The sequence below is a fragment of the Brachybacterium sp. AOP29-B2-41 genome (assembly GCF_052378395.1).
In the GTDB taxonomy this organism is placed as follows: domain Bacteria; phylum Actinomycetota; class Actinomycetes; order Actinomycetales; family Dermabacteraceae; genus Brachybacterium.
This window is the reverse complement of the sequence record NZ_JBQSXR010000010.1, coordinates 35,511-57,486: the sequence shown is the minus strand read 5'-3', so window position 1 is coordinate 57,486 and position 21,976 is coordinate 35,511. Positions and strand designations below refer to the sequence as shown.

Below are 21,976 nucleotides of genomic sequence, written 5' to 3'. Positions count from 1 at the left end.
GGACTGCGAGTTGGCAGGGTCGCCAGCATCCGCCTCTTCCCCAGCACGGAGTACGGCCGACGCGCGGCGGCGTGTGGGCCCTGCGGGCCACAATGGGTCAATGGCCCTGTCTCGCCGCGCTCTCCCCTCGTTCTTCTCTGCTGCCACCGCGACGTGGTTCGCCGAGTCGTTCGAGTCGCCCACCCCAGCGCAGTCGGCTGCGTGGGAGGCGATCGAGCGCGGTGATGACACGCTGGTCGTCGCACCGACCGGCTCGGGCAAGACTCTCGCCGCCTTCCTCACCGCGATCGATCGCCTGGCGACGTCACGCGCCGAACGGCAGCCGACCATTGCTGCGAATACCGGATCCGGGCGCGGCCTCACCCGGGTCCTGTACCTCTCCCCCTTGAAGGCCCTCGGCGTCGATGTCGAGCGGAACCTGACCTCGCCCCTGGTGGGCACGGCACGGGCGGCGGAGCGGCTGGGAACGCCCCGCTCCGCGATCAACGTGGGCGTGCGCACCGGGGACACGCCGGCCGCCGAGCGTCGGCGGCTGATCTCCCATCCCCCGGAGATCCTGATCACCACTCCCGAGTCACTGTTCCTGATGCTCACCTCCCAGGCGCGCGAGACGCTCCGCGGGGTGGACACGGTGATCCTCGACGAGGTGCATGCGGTCGCGGGGACGAAGCGGGGCGTGCACCTCGCACTGTCGCTGGCCCGGCTCGATGCGCTGCTCGAGGCGCCTGCCCAGCGCATCGGGCTCTCCGCCACCGTCGAACCGGTCCAGGAGGTCGCCGATTTCCTCACCGGCTCCGGCCGTGTCCGCGAGGTGACCGTGGTGAGACCGGAGTCGACCAAGCGCTGGGACATCACCGTGACGCTCCCGGTGCGCGATCTGCAGGCGATCGAGCCTCCCGCCGATGCGGTCGACGACGAGGACGTGTCCGGCACCATCTGGCCGCATGTCGAACGTGCCGTGCTCGAGGAGGTCCTCGCACATCGTTCAACCATCGTCTTCACGAACTCCCGCAGCCAGGCTGAGCGCCTGACCGGCAAGCTCAACCGCCTGCACGCGCGGCGGTCCGCCGCCGATGGAGCCCCGGAGCCTGCTGGAGATGAGCTCGAGGACATCGCCCGCGCCCATCACGGCTCGATGTCCAAGGAGGTGCGCGCTGGGATCGAGGAGCAGCTGAAGTCCGGGACGCTGCGCTGCGTGGTCGCGACCTCGTCGCTCGAGCTCGGGATCGACATGGGCGCGGTGGACCTGGTCCTGCAGGTCGCCGCGCCGATGTCCGTCTCGAGCCTGCTGCAGCGGGTGGGTCGCGCGGGACATGACGTCGGTGCGGTCTCCCACGGTTCCCTGCATCCGTTGCACGCCGCAGATGTGCTGCGCTCCGCCGTCGCGGTGCAGGAGGCGGTCGCGGGCAGGATCGAGCCGCTCTCCGTGCCGCGCAACGCTCTGGACGTGCTCGCCCAGCACACCGTCTCGGCCGCCGCGATGGATGATCTGCAGGTCGAGGACTGGTTCGACCTGATCCGCACCGCGCATCCCTACCGGGCGCTGCCCCGCTCCGCCTTCGACCAGACCATCGATCTGCTGGCCGGCCGCTATCCCTCCACCGACTTCTCCGAGCTCCGGCCGCGGCTCGTGCACGACCACGAGACCGGGACCCTGTCGGGCCGTCCCGGCGCCCAGCGCCTCGCGGTCACCAGCGGCGGCACGATCCCCGACCGCGGCCTGTACCCGGTGCATCTGGTCGCGAGCGAGGACGATTCGCAGCCGCGGCGGGTGGGCGAGCTGGACGAGGAGATGGTCTACGAGTCCCGTCGCGGGGATGTGATCACGCTGGGCACCACGAGCTGGCGGATCGAGGAGATCACCGCTTCGCGCGTCACCGTCTCCCCCGCCTTCGGCATGAGCGGGCGGATCCCCTTCTGGCATGGCGACGGCGACGGGCGCCCGGCGAGCCTCGGCCGAGCGATCGCGACGGCGCAGGCGGAGCTCGCCGGAGCCGACCGCACCGACGCCGCTGCCCGCCTGGCCGCGCTCGGCCTCGATGAGAACGCCCGCACCGTGCTGCTGGACCACCTGGCCGAGCAGCAGCAGGTCACCGGCGTGGTTCCCGGGCCGCAGCAGCTCGTCGTCGAGCGGTTCCTCGACGAGCTCGGCGACTGGCGGGTGGTGCTGCACTGCGCCTACGGGCAGCGGATCACCGGTCCCTGGGCGCTCGCGGTCGGTGCCCGGGTGGAGGAGCGGTACGGCCTGGACGGCCAGGTGATGGCGGCCGATGACGGGATCGTGCTGCGCATTCCCCACGGTGAGGAGCCGCCCGGCGCGGACCTGTTCGTGTTCACTCCGGAGGAGATCGAGGAGGAGGTGCGCCGTCTGGTGGGCTCCTCCGCCCTGTTCGCGGCCCGGTTCCGCGAGTGCGCGGCCCGTGCCCTGCTGTTGCCGCGGCGGGATCCGAACCAGCGCGCGCCGCTGTGGCAGCAGCGGCAGCGCTCCGCCCACCTGCTCGAGGTGGCGCGGCCGCACCCGGACTTCCCGATTATGCTCGAGGCGGCGCGCGAGTGCCTGCAGGACGTCTACGACCTGCCCGCCCTGGTGGAGCTCATGGGGCAGATCGGCGGGCGCCGGGTGGAGGTGCGCGAGGTCGAGACCCCCTCCCCCTCGCCCTTCGCGCGCTCGCTCCTGTTCGGCTATCTCGCCCAGTTCATCTACGACGCCGACGCACCGCTGGCCGAGCGCCGCACCGCCGCACTCGCCCTGGACCAGTCGCTGCTCGCGGAGCTGCTGGGCACGGTGAGCCTGCGCGAGCTGCTGGATGCCGAGGTGATCGCCGAGGTGGAGCAGCGCCTGCAGGGCCTCACCGCCGAGCGTGCCCTCCATGGCACCGAGCAGATCGCCGACACGCTGCGGCGCCTCGGCCCGCTCACCCGCACCCAGCTCGCCGAGCGCAGCGCCGAGGGCCTCGATCTGGGGGCCGCGCTCGACGAGCTGCGGGATGCCCGGCGGATCATCACGGTGCGCCTGGCCGGGGCGGAGCATCTCGCCGCGGTCGAGGACGCAGGGCTGCTGCGTGACGCGCTCGGCACCGCGCTGCCGCCTGGCATTCCGCAGGCCCATCTCGCCCCCGTGGATCGGGCCGTCGCGCAGCTGCTCTCCCGCTGGGCGCGCGGCCGCGGGCCGTTCCTCGCCGGCGAGCCGGTTGACGTCTTCGGCCTGGCTCCTGGTGTCGCGCGCAGCGCCCTCGAGCAGCTCGCCTCCGAACGGGCGCTGCAGCAGGGCGAGTTCACGCCTGGCCGCGAGGGCGAGGAATGGGTCGATGCGGAGGTGCTGCGGCGCATCCGTCGGGCGAGCCTCGCCGCCTCGCGGCGCGAGATCGCGCCGGTGCCCGGTCCCGTCTACGCACAGTTCCTCGGGCAGTGGCAGCACCTGGCGGGTCGACGGCCCGACGGCCGACGGGAGAGTGCGCACTGGCGCGGCCGGGACGGCCTGCTCTCGGTGATCGACCAGCTCACCGGGGTGTCCCTGCCGCTGTCGGCCTGGGAGTCCCAGGTGCTGCCGGCGCGGCTGCCGGAGATCACCCCCGCGATGCTCGACGCGGCCTTCGCCTCCGGAGAGCTGGTGTGGACCGGGCACGGCCGACTCGGCGGGGACGACGCCTGGATCCGGCTCCATCTCGCTGACGCTCTGCCGCTGGGCCTGGACGCGACCGCGCTCGAGGAGGCCGCGGCGGATCTCGCAGACGGCTCCCCCGCAGCCCGGATCCTCGCGCTGCTGCGCGGCACACCCGGGGCGCTGCGGCACGGGGAGATCCTCACCGCGCTCGCGGACCAGGGCCAGGCGCTCGAGCCCGCCGCGGTGCACGAAGCGCTGTGGGACCTGGCCTTCCGTGCCCTGATCACCAACGATTCCTTCGAGGCGCTGCGCAGCTATGGCCGCGGCTCGGCCCCGAAGTCCGCGGCGCGCGGCGCGGGACGCTCCCGTCCGCTCACCCGGCGCGGGGCGGCACGGCTGTCGGCCGCGATGCTGCGTCAGGGCGCTAGCTCGGTCTCCGAGCTCGTGGCCGGTCCCGTCGGCGCGGGGCGCTGGTCCGCCGTGCGGGTCGAGGGCGTGGACCCCTCAGCTCGGGCCGCGGCGATCGCGACGCTGCTGCTGGACCGGCACGGGGTGGTCACCCGCGGGGCGATGGACGTCGAGGACGTCCCCGGCGGTTTCGCCGCGGTGTACCGCGTGCTCGGAGCGCTCGAGGAGAACGGTGCCTGCCGCCGCGGCTACTTCATCGACGGGCTCGGCGCCTCGCAGTTCGCGCCTGTCGAGGCGGTGGACCGTCTGCGCGACCGGGACCGAGAGGCGGAGACGGGACGAGGCGGCGAGGAAGGAGAGAGCGGCCCGTCGGCCGACGCCCTCTGCGTCGCACTCGCCGCGACCGACCCCGCGAACCCCTACGGTGCGGCGCTCCCCTGGCCTCCGATCACGATCCCGCCGCCCGATGGCGCGACCGCCCGCCCCGCCCGTCGCGCCGGGGCGCTCGTGCTGCTGGCCGACGGGCAGGTAGCAGCCTTCGTCGACAAGGGCGGCAAGCACCTGCTGTGGTGGGCCGACGACTCGGCGACCCAGGGGCTCGCCGCACAGCTGGTGCGGGCGATCGCCGAGGACTCCCGCCTGCCGCAGCTGCGGCTCGAACGGATCAACGGCCACCCGATCGACGCCGCCGCGGTCACCTCGATCGGTGAGGCGCTCGTGGCGGGCGGCAGCTACCGCTCGCCGCGCTCGATCCGGCTCAGGGCGGGCGATCGCTGATGCCGGGAAGTCTGCTGATGGTAGGACATCTGCTGATGCCTGAGAGGGACTGCTGATGCCCGAAGGTGACACCGTCGCCCGGCAGTGCCGGATTCTGCATGACGCCCTCGCCGGGGCGGTCCTGACCACATGTGATCTCCGGGTCCCGCGCTCCGCGACCGCCGACCTCGTCGGCTGGCGTGTGCACGAGGTGCGGCCACGTGGCAAGCACCTGCTGATGCGGCTGCTGCCACCGGTCCCGGGACCGGCGCCGCTGACCCTGCACACCCACCTCATGATGGACGGGATCTGGCACGTGAACGGGAAAGCCCTGCGCTCGAGCGACACCAGTGCCGGGCCCCGACCTGCGGACACGATCCGCGTGCTGCTCACCGCCCAGCACGAGGACGGCCGCGAGGCCCGTGCGATCGCCTACGACGTCAAGCAGGTGCGCCTGGTGCGCACCGCCGACGAGGATTCGCTCGTGGGCCATCTCGGCCCGGATCTCCTGGATCCCACGTGGGACGAGGACGCAGGGCTGCGCGACCGCGCCATCGTGAACCTGGCTGCGGACCCCGAACGCCCGATCGGGCTCGGGCTGCTCGATCAGCGCAACCTCGCCGGCATCGGCAACATCTACCGCAGCGAGCTTTGCTTCCTGCGCCGTGTCCACCCCGCCGCCCCGACCGGTGCCGCGGGCGACCTCGGCGAGTTCGTTGATCTCGCACGTCGGCTCCTGGTGCTGAACCAGGCCCGTTCGGTGCGGGTCACCACCGGCGGGATGCTGGGCCGGGACGGGGACCTGTGGGTCTACGGACGCGGCGGGAAGCAGTGCCGCCGCTGCCGCGCCCGGATCGAGCGAGGGGACCTCGCTGACCCGAGGCTGGAGGGGGCGGAGGCGCGGGTGCTGTGGTTCTGCCCGCGGTGCCAGGCCGGTCCCGGCGCTCCGCTACCGGGAGGGCGTCTACCGGGAGGGCGGCGGCAGGACACCGGCGCTCGGGGCGGTCGGCGCCGGTGGGCGGGTAGCGAGTAGCGAGTAGCGAGTAGCAGGTAGCCCTCGCCGCTCAGGAGAGGATCCGCCGAGGCTGCCCCGCCCCGTCCGTCCCGAGCCAGCCGCGCAGGATCAGCACCAGCGCCGCACCCGAGAGAATCCCATCGTCGATCCCCGGGGGCAGCAGGAAGACCATCAGCACCAAGGTGACCAGGCACATCATGAGTGACAGAGCGAGGCCCCAAAGCCGGTTCCGCCACAGCGCTACCGCGCCGAGGATCCGCAGCACCGCGAACACGCCGCTGAGCAGCATCATCGGGTAGAGATTCTCCTGGAGGTAGCCGAGGGCGAAGATCTCAGTACGCTCGGTGATCACCTCCGGGGGGATGTCGAGTGCGAGCAGGCACAGGACTCCGAGGAACACCGTGGCCTCCATGAGGATGCCCTGCATCAGGATCAGGACCGCAGCGGCGCGCAGCTGACGATGACGGGAACGGGCGGAGTCAGGAACCATGGACTCAGAGAAGCATCACCTCCATCGGTGCCGGGGGCCGGTCCGCACGATGGGAGGGCCGGATCCTCGGTAGACTCATCCGCCGTCAGCCTCCATAGCTCAATGGATAGAGCAACGGCCTTCTAATCCGTAGGTTGCAGGTTCGAATCCTGCTGGGGGCACTACTGACCAGGCAATACGCCTGATCAGACCGCATGTAGATGCCGAGTTTTCGGCACGTTTGGCTCATTCGTTGGCTTTTTCCGCCCGTCCCGAAGCATCTGGAGCACGTTCCCGGCATCCTTCGGTGCGGTTACAGAGTCCGCATAGGTGCGGAGGGTGAACGATGCATCCTCGTGGCCGACGTGAGCGGCAACCTGGTTCGGCGACATGCCAGCATCGAGAAGATCGGTGACCACCGTCTTACGGAACGTGTGGGTTGTGGCCCACGGCACGTTCACGTCCTCGTGGTCGAAGACGTGGCGCATCGCATCGTTGACATTGCTCTGGTCCCTCCAGGTGCCGTTGATGGACGGGAACACCGCGCCGTCCTCCGACATGGGGAGCGGCTTCTCGTGCCCAACCTTCGTCATGCGGGCGTGGCGCTCGCGCAGCAGGTCGGCAGTGTCGGAGGGAATGAAGACGTTGCGAGCACTCCTGGTGGTCTTTGTCCACGGCTGACGCACGATGCCCTCCCCCTTGACGCGGCCCAGCGTGCCGCCGATGCTCACGTGCGGAGACTTCCCGGTGAGCTTCACATCCTCCCAGCGGAGCGCCAGTGCTTCGCCGATGCGAACACCTGTGCCGAGCATGAAGCGGATCAGGTCGGCAGTGTCGTTGTCGTTGGTCCGCCTGTCCTTCTCGATGAAGGTGAGCAGGCGCTCCTGATCCTCAGCGGTGAGAGCCCGGTCAGTGTCCCTCTCGCGCAGCACCTTGCCATCCTCCAGCGCCTTGCGCTCCGTCTCCGTCTTCACCTTCGCCTCAGTGCGGCGTGAGCGCTTCACTGCACCCATGCCAGCCATCGGGCCGGGGGCGGAGACGATGCCGTAGCCAACGGCGCGCTTGAACATGCCGCCAACTACTGACTTCACACTGTGCGCCGCGCCGTTGCCGTGATCGTTGGCGATGCCCTGCAACCACTCCCGCAGCTCCAGGTGCGCCAGCGAGGAAAGCTCGCGCCCGTTGAACTTGTGGCCCGCAGTGAGCACGCGATTGCGCATCGCATCGGAGTAGACGCGGACGGTGGCATCGGAATAGTCCGAGTCATCCGACTCGATCCATGCAAGGTGCAGAGCGCCGAAACCGTCCCAGGTGGACGGGATCGACATGGTTGCATCCTTCGCCCCCATAGCCTCCAGCCTGGCGGCGTACTGTTCCCGTGCCTTGCGCTTCACCGCATCCTCAGCAACGGAACGGTTCCGGCCACGGGCCTGCACGCGGACCGGACGCCCACCATCCAGTGCGCCGTACCTGGTGTTGGCGATGTAGTAGGAGATGGCCCTGCCCGTCGCATCTTTGTTGCCGTCCTTGTCGTACGCGGTCACCTGCACCGCGCCAACCTCGCCTGCCGCAAGTCTGTTCTTTGCCATGCCCCGAGAGTACGGCGCGAGCCAACGAATAGCAAGGTCTCCCGAGAGGAAATGCACAGGTCATCGCGTCGCGGACCTAGGGATAGAGGGGGTGGGGGGGCGACCCCTGGAAATGTACGGAAGTCCCCCCGCTGGTCTCAGCCGACGCACTTTTGTACGGGTTTCATAGGCTCGCTTGACGCCAAGATACTTCCGCAACTCGCTCGGCGTGGTGTACGTCTTGCCGTCTCGCCCGGTGATCTGTCGCGGCTCGCCGTCAGGTGACAGATTTCTGTCACCTCGGATGTCCCGCTGAACGGTGTCGTAACTCGCCCCCACGATGGACGCGATGGCCCTCGTGGACATGCCTTCGTCGGCGTCGTCCCCACTGGCCCTAGAGCAGCCCGGGAACGCCTACCCCTCCGGGAGTACCCCTAGACCCTCCGGGGCGCTCCAAAGACGAGTGCGGCCATCGTCTGATGGGTATGAGCGCCCGAGTCGGTGAGCAGCGAGGCGGTGGACATGAAGAAAGCGCCCCATCTCCAGCACTAGGCCAGAGATGGGGCGCTTGATGGAGTTGTGGATCAGGACCAGCGGCCCCGGCGGACCTCGGAGTAGGTCATTTCCTCAGCACCGAGACGGATCAGCTCGGCGATGTTGGGGTCAGCCTTCGCCGCCACGGCGCGGACGACACCGCCGATGTTCACGGCCTGGTAGGTCCGCCCGTCAACGATGAGGTGGGTCGGCTTGTTCTTCTCCGGGTACAGCGTGCCGATGGTGACGCGCACGGGGTGGTCAGGGTCGGTGGGGTTGCTCTGCTCCTGCCCGGCCTGCTGGGCAGCGGTCAGTGCATGGCCGATGAACCGGTCCCAGTCCTCGGCAGCCTCCTTGGCGTCTCTGAGTGCCTGTGCAGCCTTCTGCTCGGCCTCGGCGACTCGGCGCTGATATTCGGCGTACTTGGCTTCAATGCCGTTCACTCCATCGGCGGCGAGGACCAGCAGCTCCTCTCGACGAAGAGTGCCAACGGCATTGGGGAGGGTGATCGTCCGCAGCTTCTCCAGATGCTCGGCGCGACGGGAGATCAGGCTCTCCAGCCCGTCCAGGCGGTCAAGATCCGTGGGGGTGAGTAGTCCCTTCTCGGCGAGAACGTCATGTTCAGCCTGGAGGGGTTCAAGCTCGGCGGCGAGAGCAGAGATGGAGGACTCGACTTCCTTCACGTACTCCTCGGCCCTCGGCGAGAGTGACGGGAGACTTCTGGGTGTTCTTCTTGGCGGTCATAGTGAGCTGCTTTCTGTTGATGATTTTCTACTACTCGTCGGATAGTCGGTCGGGCTTCGCCCTCCCTCCGATCCTCCTCGTGTTGTAGTTGCTCTTCATTGAAGGTCAGCGAAGGAAAGGCTTGAAGGAAATGAACTTGAAGGTAATGAAATTCCTGTTCTTCTCTTCGCCGCCTCGTCGAACATTCGGTCGGGCTTCGCCCTCCCTCACGTTCCCCTCGCCGCACTTCTGTTCTTCGCTGACTCCTGCATCCAGATGCGCGATGCGGGTGCCGGATGCCAGAGACGCCCGTGTAGAGCGGGCGTGCCGGATGCCGGATGCCGGGGCGCGATGCTGGAGGGACAGCGGTTCCTATAAGAGAAAATGTGCGCAGGGGGTATCGTTGCAGGTAAACACTTCTAGTCAACTACACACTTTCCGCGTGAGTGGTACTTGCCGAGACCCGGGCGGACAAAGTGCGCACCCCTACCGGTATCGGAGGTCCAGCTCGACCCTGGTAGTGGTGGCCGTGGCGGCTATTCCGTCCCCCCGCATACGAGCCAGGGCGTTAGTTACACTCCCCGGCGACATACCGGTGACTCTCGCCAGCTCGCCACGCTCAAACTCGGCCACACCATAACGATTCGCTCGGCGACCGCACTCCAGGGCAGCTTGCGCGGCGGTTAGTGAGGTCGTGGAGTTGGCGTAGTCGAGTACGGCAAACGGAATGAACGTCCCGCGTCCCATTGGCGAGATTCGAGATTCGACGGCCCGGAGCGCCAGCTCGACACCTTCTCCGGAGGGTGCCGGGTCGAATCCCGGCTCGGGAAATACGTCATCGGGCCACGGCTCCGAATCCCCGTCCTGGGGGAGCCTCTTCCCATCCGGGGCCGGGTCGGAGTCCTTCCACCACTCCATCGAGTCGGTCTGCCGCCCGTGCCGGTACGCCCATGCATCCACGGCCCCGATGGCATCCGGATGAATGATCAGCCCCGCCTCGATTCGCTGGACCAGGGCCACGGCCTCACTCTCCAGTGCATCGCACGCCCGCTGTGCCGTTCGGCGTGAGCCGCCAGCGATTCGACCGACTGCGGAGACGGAGCACGGCATGTTCTCGTAGATGGCGGCGAGCGCCCGCCTCTCGCGTGCCGTGAGTCCGCTCTGAATCGTCCTCGCGTATGCCAGGGAGTCCTCGGTGTGAACCTCCGATGTGATACCTCCGGCGTCTCCCTGAACCATCGTCGCCGTCATGCCGCCTCCCCGCTCTCAGCCTCGGTGCCGTAGGCGACCATCGACCGCAGCTCGGTCGGTGTACTGCCCTCGGCGAGCGCTCCGGCCTCGATCAGTCCGTCGATCCGGGCTCGCACAAACCCTGAGGAGGCTCGCCGGCGGCCCGGTTGTGCCAACCACGCTGGTAGCTGACCCTTCCGTAGGACCGTGATCCCCTCGGAGTCCGCGAAGACGATTGATGCCAGCATGATCCTCAGGTCCGGGTGGACGGCGGCGTTCTTCATGAAGGCGACGGCCTCAGACTCGATTACGTTCACTGTCCGCGTGCCGCTCATCGACTCAACTCCAGGCGCTCCTGGGAGCTGTCACGGGTAAGGATGCCCATTGAGATGCATTGCCGGATCGCGGCTTCTACGTCCACGTTCTTCGCCTTCTCCTCCTCCCCCGTGGCAAGTGCTCGGCGCAGCTCCACGCAGGAAGGCGGGCACCACGCCAGCGTCTCGGTGTCGCAGTGGATCAGCACTGTGGCCCACAGCAGCGCAGCCTTATAGGGACGGTCGGCCTTGACGGCCTGTAGATGTCCGCGCAGGGCGGGATTGTCGTGCATAGTGGTCTCCTCGATACGGGCAGGGAGCGGCCCGGGCAGTAGTTGTGTGTTGCGTCCAGCCGTCAGGCGCAGCGGTGCGCGGATGGGCTGTCAGTCGGGCAGGAACGGTCCGGAGTCCGGGGGTTCTAGCGGCCTGCGGGCGGCAAGGTGCCTCCGAGTGCCACTCCGACCCCACACGGCTCTAAAGCGTGCGGGCTCCGCAGGGTTAATGCCCGTGGATCGGCTACGCCGCCCCGTGGATCGCTCGCATGTTCCGCGTGCGCTGGTCCAGCTCCTTCTGGGAGAGTCGCCGCTTCGCAGCCTTGGTCAGGGTGAAGTCGGCGACCGCGATCAGGAACTCGACCGTCTCCCCATCGGTGAAGCGGCTCCTCGTCTCCGTGAACCGGCCATCGGCTCGGAGTCGTGCGATCTGGTGCGGCGAGGATGAGGTGATGCTGACCTGATCGTCCATCTCGGTCCAGACGACCACGGTCTCCCGCTCAGCGCGGGTGTAGGCGCTCATCGTGCAGCCGCCACGGTCTCCAGCTCTGCGATGTACGCGAGGATGTCGGAAAGTCGCCACCTCCGAGCACGGGACCCCACGAGGACGGAGCGGGGACCCTTCTTCTCCACAACCCAGTTGCTCAATGTCTGCGGGCGCAGCCCCAGCATCCGCGCAGCCTCGTCGCGGGTGAGCAGTCGCTCGCCGCCGGGTGGAAGGTGATCGGCGGGCCGGGCGGGCCGGGACTTGACGGCAGTGAAGTTCATGTGGTTCTCTTCTCTTGGAATTGATTGCAGCGGCTCCCGCGTCTTGGCGGATTGGGGAGCTGGAGACCGGAACCTCACCGAGGTGTCCGGCCCTTACCATGCGTAGACGGCAGATGTCAGACTATACGCCCTAGCGGTACACCTCGTGGTCACCCGGCTATACCTCACTTTTGGGTCTTCGTCAACTGTATACCTAGTGGTGACTCGGCGCGACGAGTCAGATGCCAATTTGTCAAGCTTGCCAGGTCACACCGGCGTGTCTCTCGGCGTGCCGAACTACCCCTGCAGCAGCCTGGGCCAGAGCCCGGCGAGCGCCGGGTGCCACTCGACCCCAGCCGCGCCGGCGGCGTAGACGGGCGGCTCGTCTGATCCCCAGAGTTCCCACGGATCATTAGGTGCGGGGCCGACCAGGAACCTCCCATGCTCCAGCAGGGCCACAACGGCGTAGCCCAGCACCCGCAGCTCCGTGTCCAGGTCGCGCCCGGAGTGCAGCCACTCCACAGGATCGACCTGGAGCGGATCTACGGCAAGGCCGACCCCTACGTGCGCGGCATGGTCGATCAGTGCGGCGTGGTGCTCGGTGAAGACGGGCTCGACAGTAGGGTATGCGGTGCTCATCGTGGGACCTCCTAATGTTCCTTCGTTGGCTCATAGGTTGGCTCATTGGTTGGCTTTATCCGCTAGCAAGTGTCGCCGATCCGGGCCTTGCGAGTGACTCCTAGCCGTTGACCAGGTACGGCAGGGAGTCCAAGTGTTCACCTGGGAAGACGCCCCCGGGAATCCGTAGGTTGCAGGTTCGAGTCCTGCTGGGGGCACTGTCACGTGTCAACGCTCTAGGAGCCTCCGATGATCCTGAAGATCCTCACCTTCGGGGCGATCGCCCTGCTGCTCCTGCTGCGCCTGGCCCGCACCCGATTCGGGGCCCGGCTGCTCGGCGTGCCGCAGAGGGTGCTGGAGATCGTGTTCCTGGTCGCGCTGCTGCTCGCCGGGGTTCTCGCGGTGGTGTTCGAGCAGTGGATCCTGCTGGTCGTGGTCGTGATATTGCTGGTGCTCAGCGCGATCGAGGAGCTGAGGCGTCGTACGGCGAAGCGCCCGAATCCTACGTCCCGTCGCTCAGCCACCGGTTCCCTGCGGCGCTGACCTCGGGCAGCCAGCCGATGGCCTCAGAGTTCGCGGCCGTGCTGCGAGGCGCCCTCGTTCCACTGTGTGACCCAGGTCGGGACGTCGAGGTGATCGGGCAGCGGCTTCACCAGGTCGAGCACCTCGCCCATCGGCACCGAGCCGCCGGTCCTGCGCAGGAAGCGGGCGCGCACGATCGCGTCGGCGATCACCTTTCCGTCGCGACGGAAGACCTGCTCCATATAGATCCAGCGGCCATCGTGGCCGATCACCCGGGAGGCGAGATCGAACTGCTCCCACAGCATCAGGGACTTGCGATAGGTGATGGTCTGCCCGGCCACCACCGGATACCAGCCCTGGTCGGAGATGCGCTTCCAGAATCCTGAGCGGACCATGAGATCCATGCGCCCCAGATCCATCAGCGTGAGATACCGACCGTTGTTCATGTGTCGTTGCACGTCGAGATCCGCAGGATTCACCCTGAACTTCACGTGGGAGGTGTCCCACATGCTGAGGCTGCTGCGGAAGCGCACGCGGAGCATGAACAGCAGCAGGCGGAAGTACAGGTTCACAGAGAATCCTCCAAGGGCTCGCAAACGGCTCGTCGATGAGCGCAGCTGACCACACAGTAACTGTCTGACGTGACGGTCCGACGTTCGGTCCTCCATCGACCCATCGACCCATCGAGCTCGTGAGGCGTGCCCACGCTACTGTGGTGCGGTGACTTCCAGCTCCTCCCGTGCCATCAATGACCGCATCATCTGGGTCGATTGCGAGATGACCGGCCTCGACAAGCAGCGCGATGCGCTCGTCGAGATCGCCGTCCTCGTGACCGACGCCGATCTGAACATCCTCGGGGAAGGTGTCGACGTCGTCATCAAGCCCCCGGCCGAGTCGCTGACGGGCATGGATCCCTTCGTGGTGAACATGCACACCGTCTCCGGCCTGCTCGAGGAGCTCGACGGCGGGATGACGCTCGAGGAGGCGCAGGCGCAGTGCCTGGAGTATGTGCGCCAGTACTGCCCCGAGCCCGGCAAGGCGCCGCTGGCAGGCAACAGCGTCGGCACCGACCGCGTGTTCCTGGACCGCGACGTGCCCGAGTTCGCCCAGTGGCTCTCCTACCGCACGATCGACGTCTCCAGTCTCAAGGAGCTCGCCAAGCGCTGGTTCCCCCGCGTCTACTACAACATCCCCGCCAAGCACGGCGGCCATCGAGCGCTCGCCGACATCCGCGAGTCGATCCAGGAGCTGAAGTACTACCGCGAGGTGCTGCTGGTGGATGAGCCGGGGCCCACCACCGCCCAGGCCCAGGCCATCTCCCGCACCTTCGAGCTGCGGGAAGGGAGCGACACCGTCCCTGCCCTCCCGGCTCCTGCTCCGCACGTGCCCTGGCTGGACCGCGCCTCTCACCGCAGCTGGCTCGAGGGCGAGAGCGATGAGCTGCTGGTGTTCGGCTCGGAGTCGGTGCGTGAGGACGGCGGCTTCGCCTGGCTCGACGAGCAGGGCGCTCCGGATCTCTCCCGCCCCTCGGAGCTGTGGCTCACCTGCCGGATGACGCACAGCTTCGCCCTCGGGCACCTGCTGGGACGCCCGGACTTCGGCCGCTTCGCCGACCATGGGCTGGCCTCCCTGCGCGGAGTCTTCCATGACGACGAGCACGGCGGCTGGTACTCCTCCGTGGCTGGCGGCAAGGCGGTCGACGACTCGAAGCAGGCCTACGCCCACGCCTTCGTGGTGCTCGCGGCCTCCTCGGCGCTCGCCGCCGGTCGCCCCGGCGCGAAGGAGCTGCTGGACGAAGCACTCTCGGTGCTCGATGAGAAGTTCTTCGACGAGACCGCAGGCATGAGCGTGGATACCTTCGACCGCACCTTCGCCGATTGCGAGGAATACCGCGGGATCAACGCGAACATGCACACCGTCGAGGCGCTGCTGGCCGCGGCCGACGTCACCGGCGAGCGCCGCTGGCTCGATCGCGCCGTCGCCATCGCCACCCGCGCGATCGACGAGTTCGCGCGGCTGAACGACTGGGCGCTGCCCGAGCACTTCGACGTCGACTGGAACCCGCTGCTGGACTACAACCAGGATCAGCCCGCGCATCCCTTCCGCCCCTACGGCGCGACGATCGGCCACTGGATCGAATGGTCGCGTCTGGTGCTGCACGCACGCGCCGCGCTGATCGCGGCCGACGGCGAGGCACCGGAGTGGATGCTCGAGGCCGCGACCGCCCTGATGGAGAAGTCCGCCGCGGCCTTCGGGGCCGACGGGGCGCCGGGCTGGGTGTACACCGTGGACTGGGACGGCTCCCCGGTTGCCGGCGAGCGCATGCACTGGGTCGCCGCCGAGGCCGTCGGCGCCGCCGCGGTGCTGTACCAGGTCACCGGGGACCGAGTGTGGGCCGAACGCTACGAGCAGTGGTGGGAGTACATCTCGACCTACCTGCTCGACGCCGAGAACGGCTCCTGGTTCCACGAGCTGGATGCGGACAACGAGCCGCAGGGGAAGACCTGGCCGGGCAAGCCGGACATCTACCACGCCCTCCAGGCCACTCTCATCCCCCGCCTGCCGGTGACTCCCACGCTCGCCGCCGCCCTGCGCGACGGACAGCTGGACCACGACCTGCGCAGCTGAGAGATCCGCGCCGACGGCGCATCTCCACCGGAGCCCCGGCCCGACCTCGCGATGAGGCAGGGCCGGGGCTCCGCGCGGCTTATGCTCCTCGGGTGCCCCGCTCCGCAGACTCCGCATTCCTCGACCTGCGGCCGTTCCGGGCCAGCGGCGCCTTCACGAAATTGTGGATCGGCTCGACCCTCGCAGGTCTCGGTGGGCAGCTCACGATCGTCACGGTGATGCTGCACGTGTTCACTCTGACCGGCAGCACCTTCGCGGTCTCGATGGTCGCGGTGGCCGGCCTGGTGCCGATGATCATCGCCGGGCTCTACGGCGGGATGCTCGCTGACGCCTTCGACCGCCGTCGCGTCGCGCTCGCCGCCGCGGTCATCACGTTCCTCTCCACCGCGCTGCTGGCCGCCCTGACCTGGGCCGGCCTGGAGAGCATCGGCTGGCTATACCTGCTCAGCGTGCTCAACGCGGCCGCGAACTCGGTGGGCATGGCCACGCGCACCGCGATCGTGCCGCGACTGCTGCCCACGGAGCTGCTGGCCGCCGCCTCGGCTCTCAACGGCATCACCATCGGCGTGATGGTGATGGCGGGCCCGGCGCTCGCGGGCGTGCTCGTGGCGCTGACCGGGTACGGGCTCACCTACAGCATCGACGTCGTGCTCATGCTGGCGATGTTCCTGGGCCTGTGGAGCCTGCCCCCGCTGCGACCCGAGGGCGAGATCGTGCGACCTGGCCTCGCTTCCCTCGTGGACGGCTGGCGATACCTGCGCCGCTCGGCGAACATCCGCACCCAGTACCTCATGGACATCATCGCGATGACTTTCGGGAATCCGCTGACGCTGTTCCCGGCGCTGGGCACAGTGCTGCTGGGCGGCGGGGCGATCACCACCGGCGCGCTGACGGCCGCCGTCGCCGCGGGCACCTTCCTCTCGAGCCTGTTCTCCGGGCGGGCGGCGCGGTATCGCTGGCACGGGCGTGGGATCGCGCGTGCGATCCAGGTGTACGGGGCGGCGATCTTGCTCTTCGGCGCGGTGCTGCTGGTGGCGGTGCTCTTCCCGGGTGCCGATGAGCAGAACCCGCACCTGGCGCTGATCGTGGCGGCCTGCCTGGCGCTCGCCGTCTCCGGCGGGGCGGACAACATCTCCTCGATCTATCGCAACACGATGATGCAGTCCGCGGTGCCCGATGCGATGCGCGGCCGGCTCCAGGGCATCTTCATCGTGGTGGTCGCGGGCGGGCCCCGGCTCGGTGCGCTCTACGCGGGCGCCCTCGCCTCTGTGACCGCGCTGTGGCTCCCGCCGCTGCTGGGCGGGATCGTGGTGATCGTGCTGATCACGCTGCTGCTGCGCCGCGTCCCACGATTCCGCGAGTATGACGCGATGGCGCCGACGGCATGAGGTCCTCACACACGCCCGCGCGCAACCTGCTCGACGCAGGCGGGAGTCAGCTGTCGAGCTCGCCCAGAGACTGCTCCATGCGGGTGATCTTTCCCTCGAGCTCGCCCTCATGGCCGGGGCGGATGTCGGCCTTCAGCACGAGGGAGACCCGGGAGCCATAGCGCCCGGCTTCCGCCGTGGCGCGGCGGACCACGTCCATCACCTCTTCCCAGTCGCCCTCGATCTCGGTGAACATCGAGCTGGTGCGGGTGGGTAGGCCCGAGGCCCGCACGATGCGGACCGCAGCGGCAACTGCGTCGTGCACGCTCGCGCCATCGGCGCCCTCCCCGAGATGGCGGGTGAGAGACGAGTCTGAGGGCTCACCGGTGGGCTGGACGGAGAAGGCAACGATCATGCCGCCAGTCTCCCCCTGTGTCACGGACGGTGCAATGCGAAGGGCGCACGGGGCGCACAGGCACCAGCACCGGCACGGTCAGGGGTGCGGGGCACGGGGCGCGGGTCGCGGGTTGCGGGGTGCGAAGCGACGGTGACCTCGGCGAGCGCGCGTGGCCCCGGCGAGGTCCTTCGATAGGATCGGTCACGGCGTCCCTGGTCGGGGCCGTGCTCTCCATCAAGAAGAACGAGGACCATGACTGCGCTCCGCATCGGCATCGTCGGCTACGGGAACCTGGGACGAGGCGTCGAGATCGCCGTCTCCCTCCAGGAGGACATGGAGCTGGTGGGCGTGTTCACACGCCGCGAGCCGGCCGCCGTCAGCACCGTTCACGAGCAGACTCCCGTGCTGTCGATGGAGGCGCTCGAGGCGATGCAGGGCGAGGTCGATGTACTCGTGCTCTGCGGCGGATCGAAGTCCGATCTCCCCGAGCAGACCCCGCTGCTCGCCGAGCGGTTCACCGTCGTGGACAGCTTCGACACGCATGCCAGGATCCCCGAGCACTTCGCGAACGTCGATGCCGTCGCGCGTGAGGCCGGCACCACGGCGATCATCTCCACCGGGTGGGACCCGGGCCTGTTCTCGATCAACCGGGTGTACGGGGAAGCCATCCTCCCCGTCGGCTCCACCTATACCTTCTGGGGCCGCGGGCTGTCCCAGGGCCACTCCGATGCGCTGCGCCGCATCGACGGGGTCGCTGGCGCCGTCCAGTACACGATCCCGTCGGAGGACGCGATCGCCCGGGTGCGCGCCGGTGAGCGGCCCGAGCTGAGCAACCGGGAGAAGCACACTCGCGAGTGCTTCGTGGTGCTCGAGGAGGGCGCCGACGCCGAAGCCGTGCGCCATGAGATCGTGACGATGCCGCATTACTTCGAGCCCTACGAGACGGCGGTGACCTTCCTCAGCGCCGAGGAGCTCGCCCGCGACCACCGCAGCATGCCCCATGGCGGCTTCGTGATCCGTTCCGCGGAGTCCTCCCCCGGCACCACACAGACCATCGAGTACCGCCTGCAGGAGGACTCGAACCCGGAGTTCACCGCGAGTGTGCTGGTCGCCTATGCCCGCGCCGCAGGCCGGATGGCCACCGCCGGGGAGCATGGGGCGAAGACCCCCTTCGATGTGGCACCGGGTCTCCTGTCCCCGAAGACTCCCGAGCAGCTGCGCGCTGAGCTGCTGTGAGCGTGCGGGGCGCTCGCCCCGCTCAGCTCCACGGAGTGCTCTGCTCGATCCCGACGCCGTGGAGCCACGCAGTCCACGAGCTCCCCCCTCCTTGCCCGAAGCTCGCGCTGTAGTGCAGCTGGGCGAGGGAGGGCACCTCCCATGACCGCAGCTCATGCAGGAACGCCTCGCGCGCGGCGGCGCAGCCCTCGGCATCGACTGGGAATCCCTCCCCTGCCTCTGCACCGGGGCCCCTCCCTCTCACCCGGATCCGCTCGTCGCCCTCGGCGACGCTGACTGTCCAGTTGATGAGCTGGCGCAGCTCCCACCGCTCGAACCGCGGGAAGAGTCGCAGCGCGGGATCGTCATGCCAGATCGTCAGGGCGAAGGACTCGACGAGTTCGCTCGGCGCGGCCAGGAGCGTGGTGTGGACTTCTTCGAGCATCTCGCCCAGCCACTGCTCGAGCTGCCCGGCGTCCTCCGCGAGGTGATGGCGCGGCCGGAATGCCCCGCTCGAGAGGTTCTGCGGTGAGTAAGCGACCCAGCGGTCGGGGAGTTCATCGCGGGCCGGGTTCTGGAACGCGCGCTCCTCTGCATCGGCGGCCTCGTGAGCGTCCTGCATGCAGAGCCACCCCGCACCGTCATAGTCGCGTCGAAGGGTGATCCACTCCGGTCCACCCATCCATCGCACCCAGGGACCATTGCCGAGCACGTGGGGTACGCCGTGGGCCTCTCGCAGCTCTGTGAGGACCTCCGCGAACGGACCGAGCTGGACACCCTCCGGCTCCGGGGCGGGATCCGGGGCGCGCTCCGAGGCGGGCTGCTGTACCGCCGCTGCGGGCTCCCGAGCCAGCTCACGAGCCGCTTCCGGCAGTGTCGGCGAGACTTCCCGGACCACCACTTGCGGCACGATCGTCGATGTCGATGTCGATATCGATGTCGACGAGACTCCGTGAGCGGCTAGCTCCTGCCCCTGCTCCTCAGGCGCCTCCGAGTCCGGCAGTCCATAGAGCCGCATGGACTCATCGAAGAGGTCCCACTTGTCCTCGGTGAGGATGATCTCGACGCCGGAGTGATGGGCGGCGAAGAGAGCCGCCGCGAGGGTGCGCCGGACCTCGTCGGATGCCACCAGGGCCTCGAGTGGGATGCGCACCCCGCCGTCATTCTTGACCAGCTCGAAGAGGGGCCTCGTCCACCGCGGTGCGGCATCGCGGAGGGCGCGCGCATCCCGCACTCCGATCAACAGCTCCGCCCGCTGGATGCCGCTGAGGCGCGCGAGGGTGACTACGCCCAGCTTCGCTGTCTGAGGGGTGTTTCGCTCGTCCCATCCCAGCCCCATGGTCACCTCGGCCCAGGGGATCTGGGGCATCCCGAGGATCGTGATCCCCTGGGACGTGATGACCACCGAATGTTCGGGGGATCGCAGGCCTATGAGTGCTCGTCGCCGGGACAACGCGATCCGTACGGCGCCCAACGAGGTGAGGACCATCAGGAACACCATCATCAGGAGCACCATCCACGGCAGGTCCTGCTCGAGGAGGAGATAGAACAGCCCCACGCCGACCCCTACGAAAGCCAGCAGGAAGCCCGCGAGCACCGCCGCGCTGGTGTACCGCAGGCGAGCGACAGCTGCGCGATCGATCGGCGCTCGATAGGCGTTGCCTGCGAGGAAGTAGCCCTGCCAGTCCCGCACCTCTTCGTCGGACAACCCCAGGTAGAGCCTCGCGGACCGCGGCCCAAAATCAGCGGAAGAGAAGCCCTCGCTGAATCCTGCGGGAACCTGGGAGGACCCACCCCTGGATGGAGTGGAGCTCATGCGCCAGTCCCGGCCCACACGGCGCCCGGAAGCGTAGGCACACCGGGACGAGAGGGCGTGCAGGGGAGGGTCATGGCCGTATCTTCACCTGATGCCTGTCTCGATGCAATGCGAGTCACACTCCTGCCAGCCCTTCTGGGGCGCGAAGCCCTCGGGAAGACGGTATGGTTGTCACTCGTTGCGGGTTCTACATCGCACATGGTGGTCGTAGCTCAGTTGGTAGAGCTCCTGGTTGTGGTCCAGGCGGTCGCGGGTTCAAATCCCGTCGATCACCCCAAGAAACGCCCTGGTGACAGGGCGTTTCTTTATTTCTGCTCACGCCTGGGGCCGACATTGCGCCTGCGGGACCGGGAGAATTCTCTGGCTTCCACTGGGGGCGGTCGATAGGGTCGGAGCATGACGGCGGTCATCGTCTGCAGCGGATCCCTGCTCCGGATCCTGCGTGAGAACGACCTCCCCCGCTCCGTGCCGGATCCGGGGTGAGCCCGCAATGCCGTACGGATATGTCGCCACGCTCCTGGTCTGGGCTCTCGTCACCGCGGCGATGCTCCGCCCACCGCATCGCCCGATGCTGCTCGCCCGCGTCGTCTACTTCCTCAGCGTCGCCGCGAACGAGCTGCCCCTGCTCGTGCTGCTCCTGCTGGGGCTGAGCACTGTGAGCACGCTCAGCTCGCGGAGTCCGAGGGCCGATGTCTCCGGCCTGCTCGCCCTGGTGCTGGGCACATTCGTCGCGGCAGGTCTGCTCGTGCTGCAACGACGGGTGGGCCGGGCCCGCGGCATCATCGCGCGGGAGGTGGGCCTGCCCCTCGACTCGCACGCCGTGCGGTGGGCGTGGCTGCTGCCCCTCCCACTCCGCCCGCGCGGCGTCGAGCGGCTCGCGAACCTCCGCTACGGTCGCGGCGGGACCGAGCACCTCCTGGATCTCTACCGCCCGCGTGACCAGGCCGCGCAGCACCGCCCCGGCGACGGCCGCTTCGAGAGCAGCGGCTCCGAGGGCAGACGCTCCGAGGGCAGCGGGCCCGGGAACCGCAGCCCCGCGCCGGTGCTCATCTACTTCCACGGCGGCGGATACCGCAGCGGCGGTAAGCACTTCGAGTCCGCCCATCTGAGGCACCGGATGGCCCAGCGTGGCTGGGTGGTGCTGAGCGCGAACTACGGCCTGCGCCCGCGGGCCACCTGGCCTGAGCACCTCATCGATGCGAAGCGCGTGATCGCCTGGGTCCACGAGAACGCCGCTCAGCACGGGATGGATCCCCGCCGGATCGTCATGTCCGGCAGCTCCGCGGGAGCTCATCTGTCGATCCACTGCGCCCTGACGGCGAACGACCCCGCACTGCAGCCCGGCTTCGAGACGACCGACACCCGCCTCGCCGCGGCCGTGCTGCTCTACGGGTACTTCGGCGGGTACTACGGCCGAGATGCGCACGAACAGCCCACCTCCCATCCCCTGGACCTGCCGGTCGGCGCCGCCCCGCCGATCGTGGCTTTCCACGGGGACCAGGACAACCGGGTCCCGGTTCAGCAGGCCCGCGACCTGGTCTCCCATCTGCGCTCCAGATCACCGTGCGCTGTCGCCTATGCCGAGCTCCCCGGGGCGCAGCACGGCTTCGACGTGTTCGCCTCCCCACGGTGCCGGGCCGTGGTGGACGGCATCGAGCACTTCCTCACCGAGCAGGTGGCCCGGCCCGCCCCCGACTGACCATCCCCGAGCTCCGCTCCGAGCAGTTCCGCCCCCGGGCAGTCACACCACCGTGCTGTTCGGCCACAGTGCTG

General features: G+C 68.7%; 19 protein-coding genes and 2 tRNA genes. 9 read left to right on the top strand and 12 right to left on the bottom strand.

Features of this window, described 5'->3' with window-relative positions; genetic code table 11:
* Nucleotides 1-100 precede the first annotated feature (100 nt).
* Nucleotides 101-4,789, top strand: a complete 4,689-nt coding sequence (locus tag ACT3T9_RS11050; RefSeq protein WP_444606623.1) for an ATP-dependent helicase — start codon at nucleotides 101-103, stop codon at nucleotides 4,787-4,789.
* A 55-nt stretch (nucleotides 4,790-4,844) separates the two neighbouring features.
* Entirely contained in the window at nucleotides 4,845-5,801 is a 957-nt protein-coding gene (locus tag ACT3T9_RS11045) for a DNA-formamidopyrimidine glycosylase family protein (RefSeq protein ID WP_441446209.1), read from the top strand.
* A 31-nt stretch (nucleotides 5,802-5,832) separates the two neighbouring features.
* Here the strand turns inward: ACT3T9_RS11045 and ACT3T9_RS11040 are convergent, their stop codons facing one another.
* The gene (locus ACT3T9_RS11040; protein WP_441446210.1) at nucleotides 5,833-6,273 is read right to left on the bottom strand and encodes a hypothetical protein; all 441 of its coding nucleotides are present in this window, start codon (nucleotides 6,271-6,273) and stop codon (nucleotides 5,833-5,835) included.
* Nucleotides 6,274-6,361: 88 nt separating this feature from the next.
* On the opposite strand from ACT3T9_RS11040, the gene ACT3T9_RS11035 reads away from it, so the two are divergent.
* A tRNA-Arg gene (locus ACT3T9_RS11035) sits at nucleotides 6,362-6,434 on the top strand.
* Nucleotides 6,435-6,458: 24 nt separating this feature from the next.
* Here ACT3T9_RS11035 and ACT3T9_RS11030 read toward each other — a convergent pair.
* The 8 genes from ACT3T9_RS11030 to ACT3T9_RS10995 form a co-directional block, all read right to left on the bottom strand.
* Nucleotides 6,459-7,841, bottom strand: a complete 1,383-nt coding sequence (locus tag ACT3T9_RS11030) for a tyrosine-type recombinase/integrase (RefSeq protein ID WP_444606622.1) — start codon at nucleotides 7,839-7,841, stop codon at nucleotides 6,459-6,461.
* A 563-nt stretch (nucleotides 7,842-8,404) separates the two neighbouring features.
* The gene (locus ACT3T9_RS11025; RefSeq protein ID WP_444606621.1) at nucleotides 8,405-9,037 is read right to left on the bottom strand and encodes a hypothetical protein; all 633 of its coding nucleotides are present in this window, start codon (nucleotides 9,035-9,037) and stop codon (nucleotides 8,405-8,407) included.
* A 526-nt stretch (nucleotides 9,038-9,563) separates the two neighbouring features.
* Complete coding sequence (locus ACT3T9_RS11020) at nucleotides 9,564-10,328, bottom strand: hypothetical protein (protein ID WP_444606620.1); 765 nt, start codon at nucleotides 10,326-10,328, stop codon at nucleotides 9,564-9,566.
* The gene (locus ACT3T9_RS11015; protein WP_444606619.1) at nucleotides 10,325-10,642 is read right to left on the bottom strand and encodes a hypothetical protein; all 318 of its coding nucleotides are present in this window, start codon (nucleotides 10,640-10,642) and stop codon (nucleotides 10,325-10,327) included. The genes ACT3T9_RS11020 and ACT3T9_RS11015 overlap by 4 nt, the downstream gene beginning before the upstream one ends.
* Nucleotides 10,639-10,914, bottom strand: a complete 276-nt coding sequence (locus ACT3T9_RS11010; RefSeq protein WP_444606618.1) for a hypothetical protein — start codon at nucleotides 10,912-10,914, stop codon at nucleotides 10,639-10,641. The genes ACT3T9_RS11015 and ACT3T9_RS11010 overlap by 4 nt, the downstream gene beginning before the upstream one ends.
* 223 nt (nucleotides 10,915-11,137) lie before the next feature.
* Nucleotides 11,138-11,416, bottom strand: a complete 279-nt coding sequence (locus ACT3T9_RS11005) for a hypothetical protein (protein WP_444606617.1) — start codon at nucleotides 11,414-11,416, stop codon at nucleotides 11,138-11,140.
* Nucleotides 11,413-11,661, bottom strand: coding sequence for a helix-turn-helix transcriptional regulator (locus ACT3T9_RS11000; protein ID WP_444606616.1), 249 nt, complete (start codon nucleotides 11,659-11,661; stop codon nucleotides 11,413-11,415). The genes ACT3T9_RS11005 and ACT3T9_RS11000 overlap by 4 nt, the downstream gene beginning before the upstream one ends.
* Before the next feature lie 276 nt (nucleotides 11,662-11,937).
* Nucleotides 11,938-12,279: a hypothetical protein gene (locus tag ACT3T9_RS10995; protein ID WP_444606615.1), complete on the bottom strand. Its 342-nt coding sequence runs from the start codon at nucleotides 12,277-12,279 to the stop codon at nucleotides 11,938-11,940.
* A gap of 228 nt (nucleotides 12,280-12,507) precedes the next feature.
* On the opposite strand from ACT3T9_RS10995, the gene ACT3T9_RS10990 reads away from it, so the two are divergent.
* Nucleotides 12,508-12,801, top strand: a complete 294-nt coding sequence (locus tag ACT3T9_RS10990) for a hypothetical protein (RefSeq protein WP_442331741.1) — start codon at nucleotides 12,508-12,510, stop codon at nucleotides 12,799-12,801.
* Nucleotides 12,802-12,824: 23 nt separating this feature from the next.
* On the opposite strand, the gene ACT3T9_RS10985 is transcribed toward ACT3T9_RS10990, so the two are convergent.
* Nucleotides 12,825-13,352: an acyl-CoA thioesterase gene (locus ACT3T9_RS10985; RefSeq protein WP_442331742.1), complete on the bottom strand. Its 528-nt coding sequence runs from the start codon at nucleotides 13,350-13,352 to the stop codon at nucleotides 12,825-12,827.
* Between the two features lie 148 nt (nucleotides 13,353-13,500).
* Between ACT3T9_RS10985 and orn the strand changes: the two genes are divergently transcribed.
* Together orn and ACT3T9_RS10975 are read left to right on the top strand one after the other, a co-directional pair.
* Nucleotides 13,501-15,408: an oligoribonuclease gene (orn, locus tag ACT3T9_RS10980; protein WP_441445988.1), complete on the top strand. Its 1,908-nt coding sequence runs from the start codon at nucleotides 13,501-13,503 to the stop codon at nucleotides 15,406-15,408.
* 92 nt (nucleotides 15,409-15,500) lie between these two features.
* On the top strand, nucleotides 15,501-16,796 hold the full coding sequence (locus ACT3T9_RS10975) for an MFS transporter (protein WP_441445989.1): 1,296 nt from the start codon (nucleotides 15,501-15,503) through the stop codon (nucleotides 16,794-16,796).
* Between the two features lie 46 nt (nucleotides 16,797-16,842).
* Here the strand turns inward: ACT3T9_RS10975 and ACT3T9_RS10970 are convergent, their stop codons facing one another.
* On the bottom strand, nucleotides 16,843-17,190 hold the full coding sequence (locus ACT3T9_RS10970) for a thiamine-binding protein (protein WP_441445990.1): 348 nt from the start codon (nucleotides 17,188-17,190) through the stop codon (nucleotides 16,843-16,845).
* Nucleotides 17,191-17,424: 234 nt separating this feature from the next.
* Between ACT3T9_RS10970 and ACT3T9_RS10965 the strand changes: the two genes are divergently transcribed.
* Nucleotides 17,425-18,408, top strand: a complete 984-nt coding sequence (locus tag ACT3T9_RS10965) for a diaminopimelate dehydrogenase (RefSeq protein ID WP_441445991.1) — start codon at nucleotides 17,425-17,427, stop codon at nucleotides 18,406-18,408.
* A gap of 22 nt (nucleotides 18,409-18,430) precedes the next feature.
* On the opposite strand, the gene ACT3T9_RS10960 is transcribed toward ACT3T9_RS10965, so the two are convergent.
* Entirely contained in the window at nucleotides 18,431-20,203 is a 1,773-nt protein-coding gene (locus tag ACT3T9_RS10960) for a hypothetical protein (RefSeq protein WP_444606614.1), read from the bottom strand.
* 201 nt (nucleotides 20,204-20,404) lie between these two features.
* On the opposite strand from ACT3T9_RS10960, the gene ACT3T9_RS10955 reads away from it, so the two are divergent.
* Both ACT3T9_RS10955 and ACT3T9_RS10950 read left to right on the top strand, forming a co-directional pair.
* Nucleotides 20,405-20,480: transfer RNA gene (locus ACT3T9_RS10955), tRNA-His, on the top strand.
* A gap of 213 nt (nucleotides 20,481-20,693) precedes the next feature.
* Nucleotides 20,694-21,902: an alpha/beta hydrolase gene (locus ACT3T9_RS10950; protein ID WP_444606613.1), complete on the top strand. Its 1,209-nt coding sequence runs from the start codon at nucleotides 20,694-20,696 to the stop codon at nucleotides 21,900-21,902.
* Nucleotides 21,903-21,976: the final 74 nt, after the last annotated feature.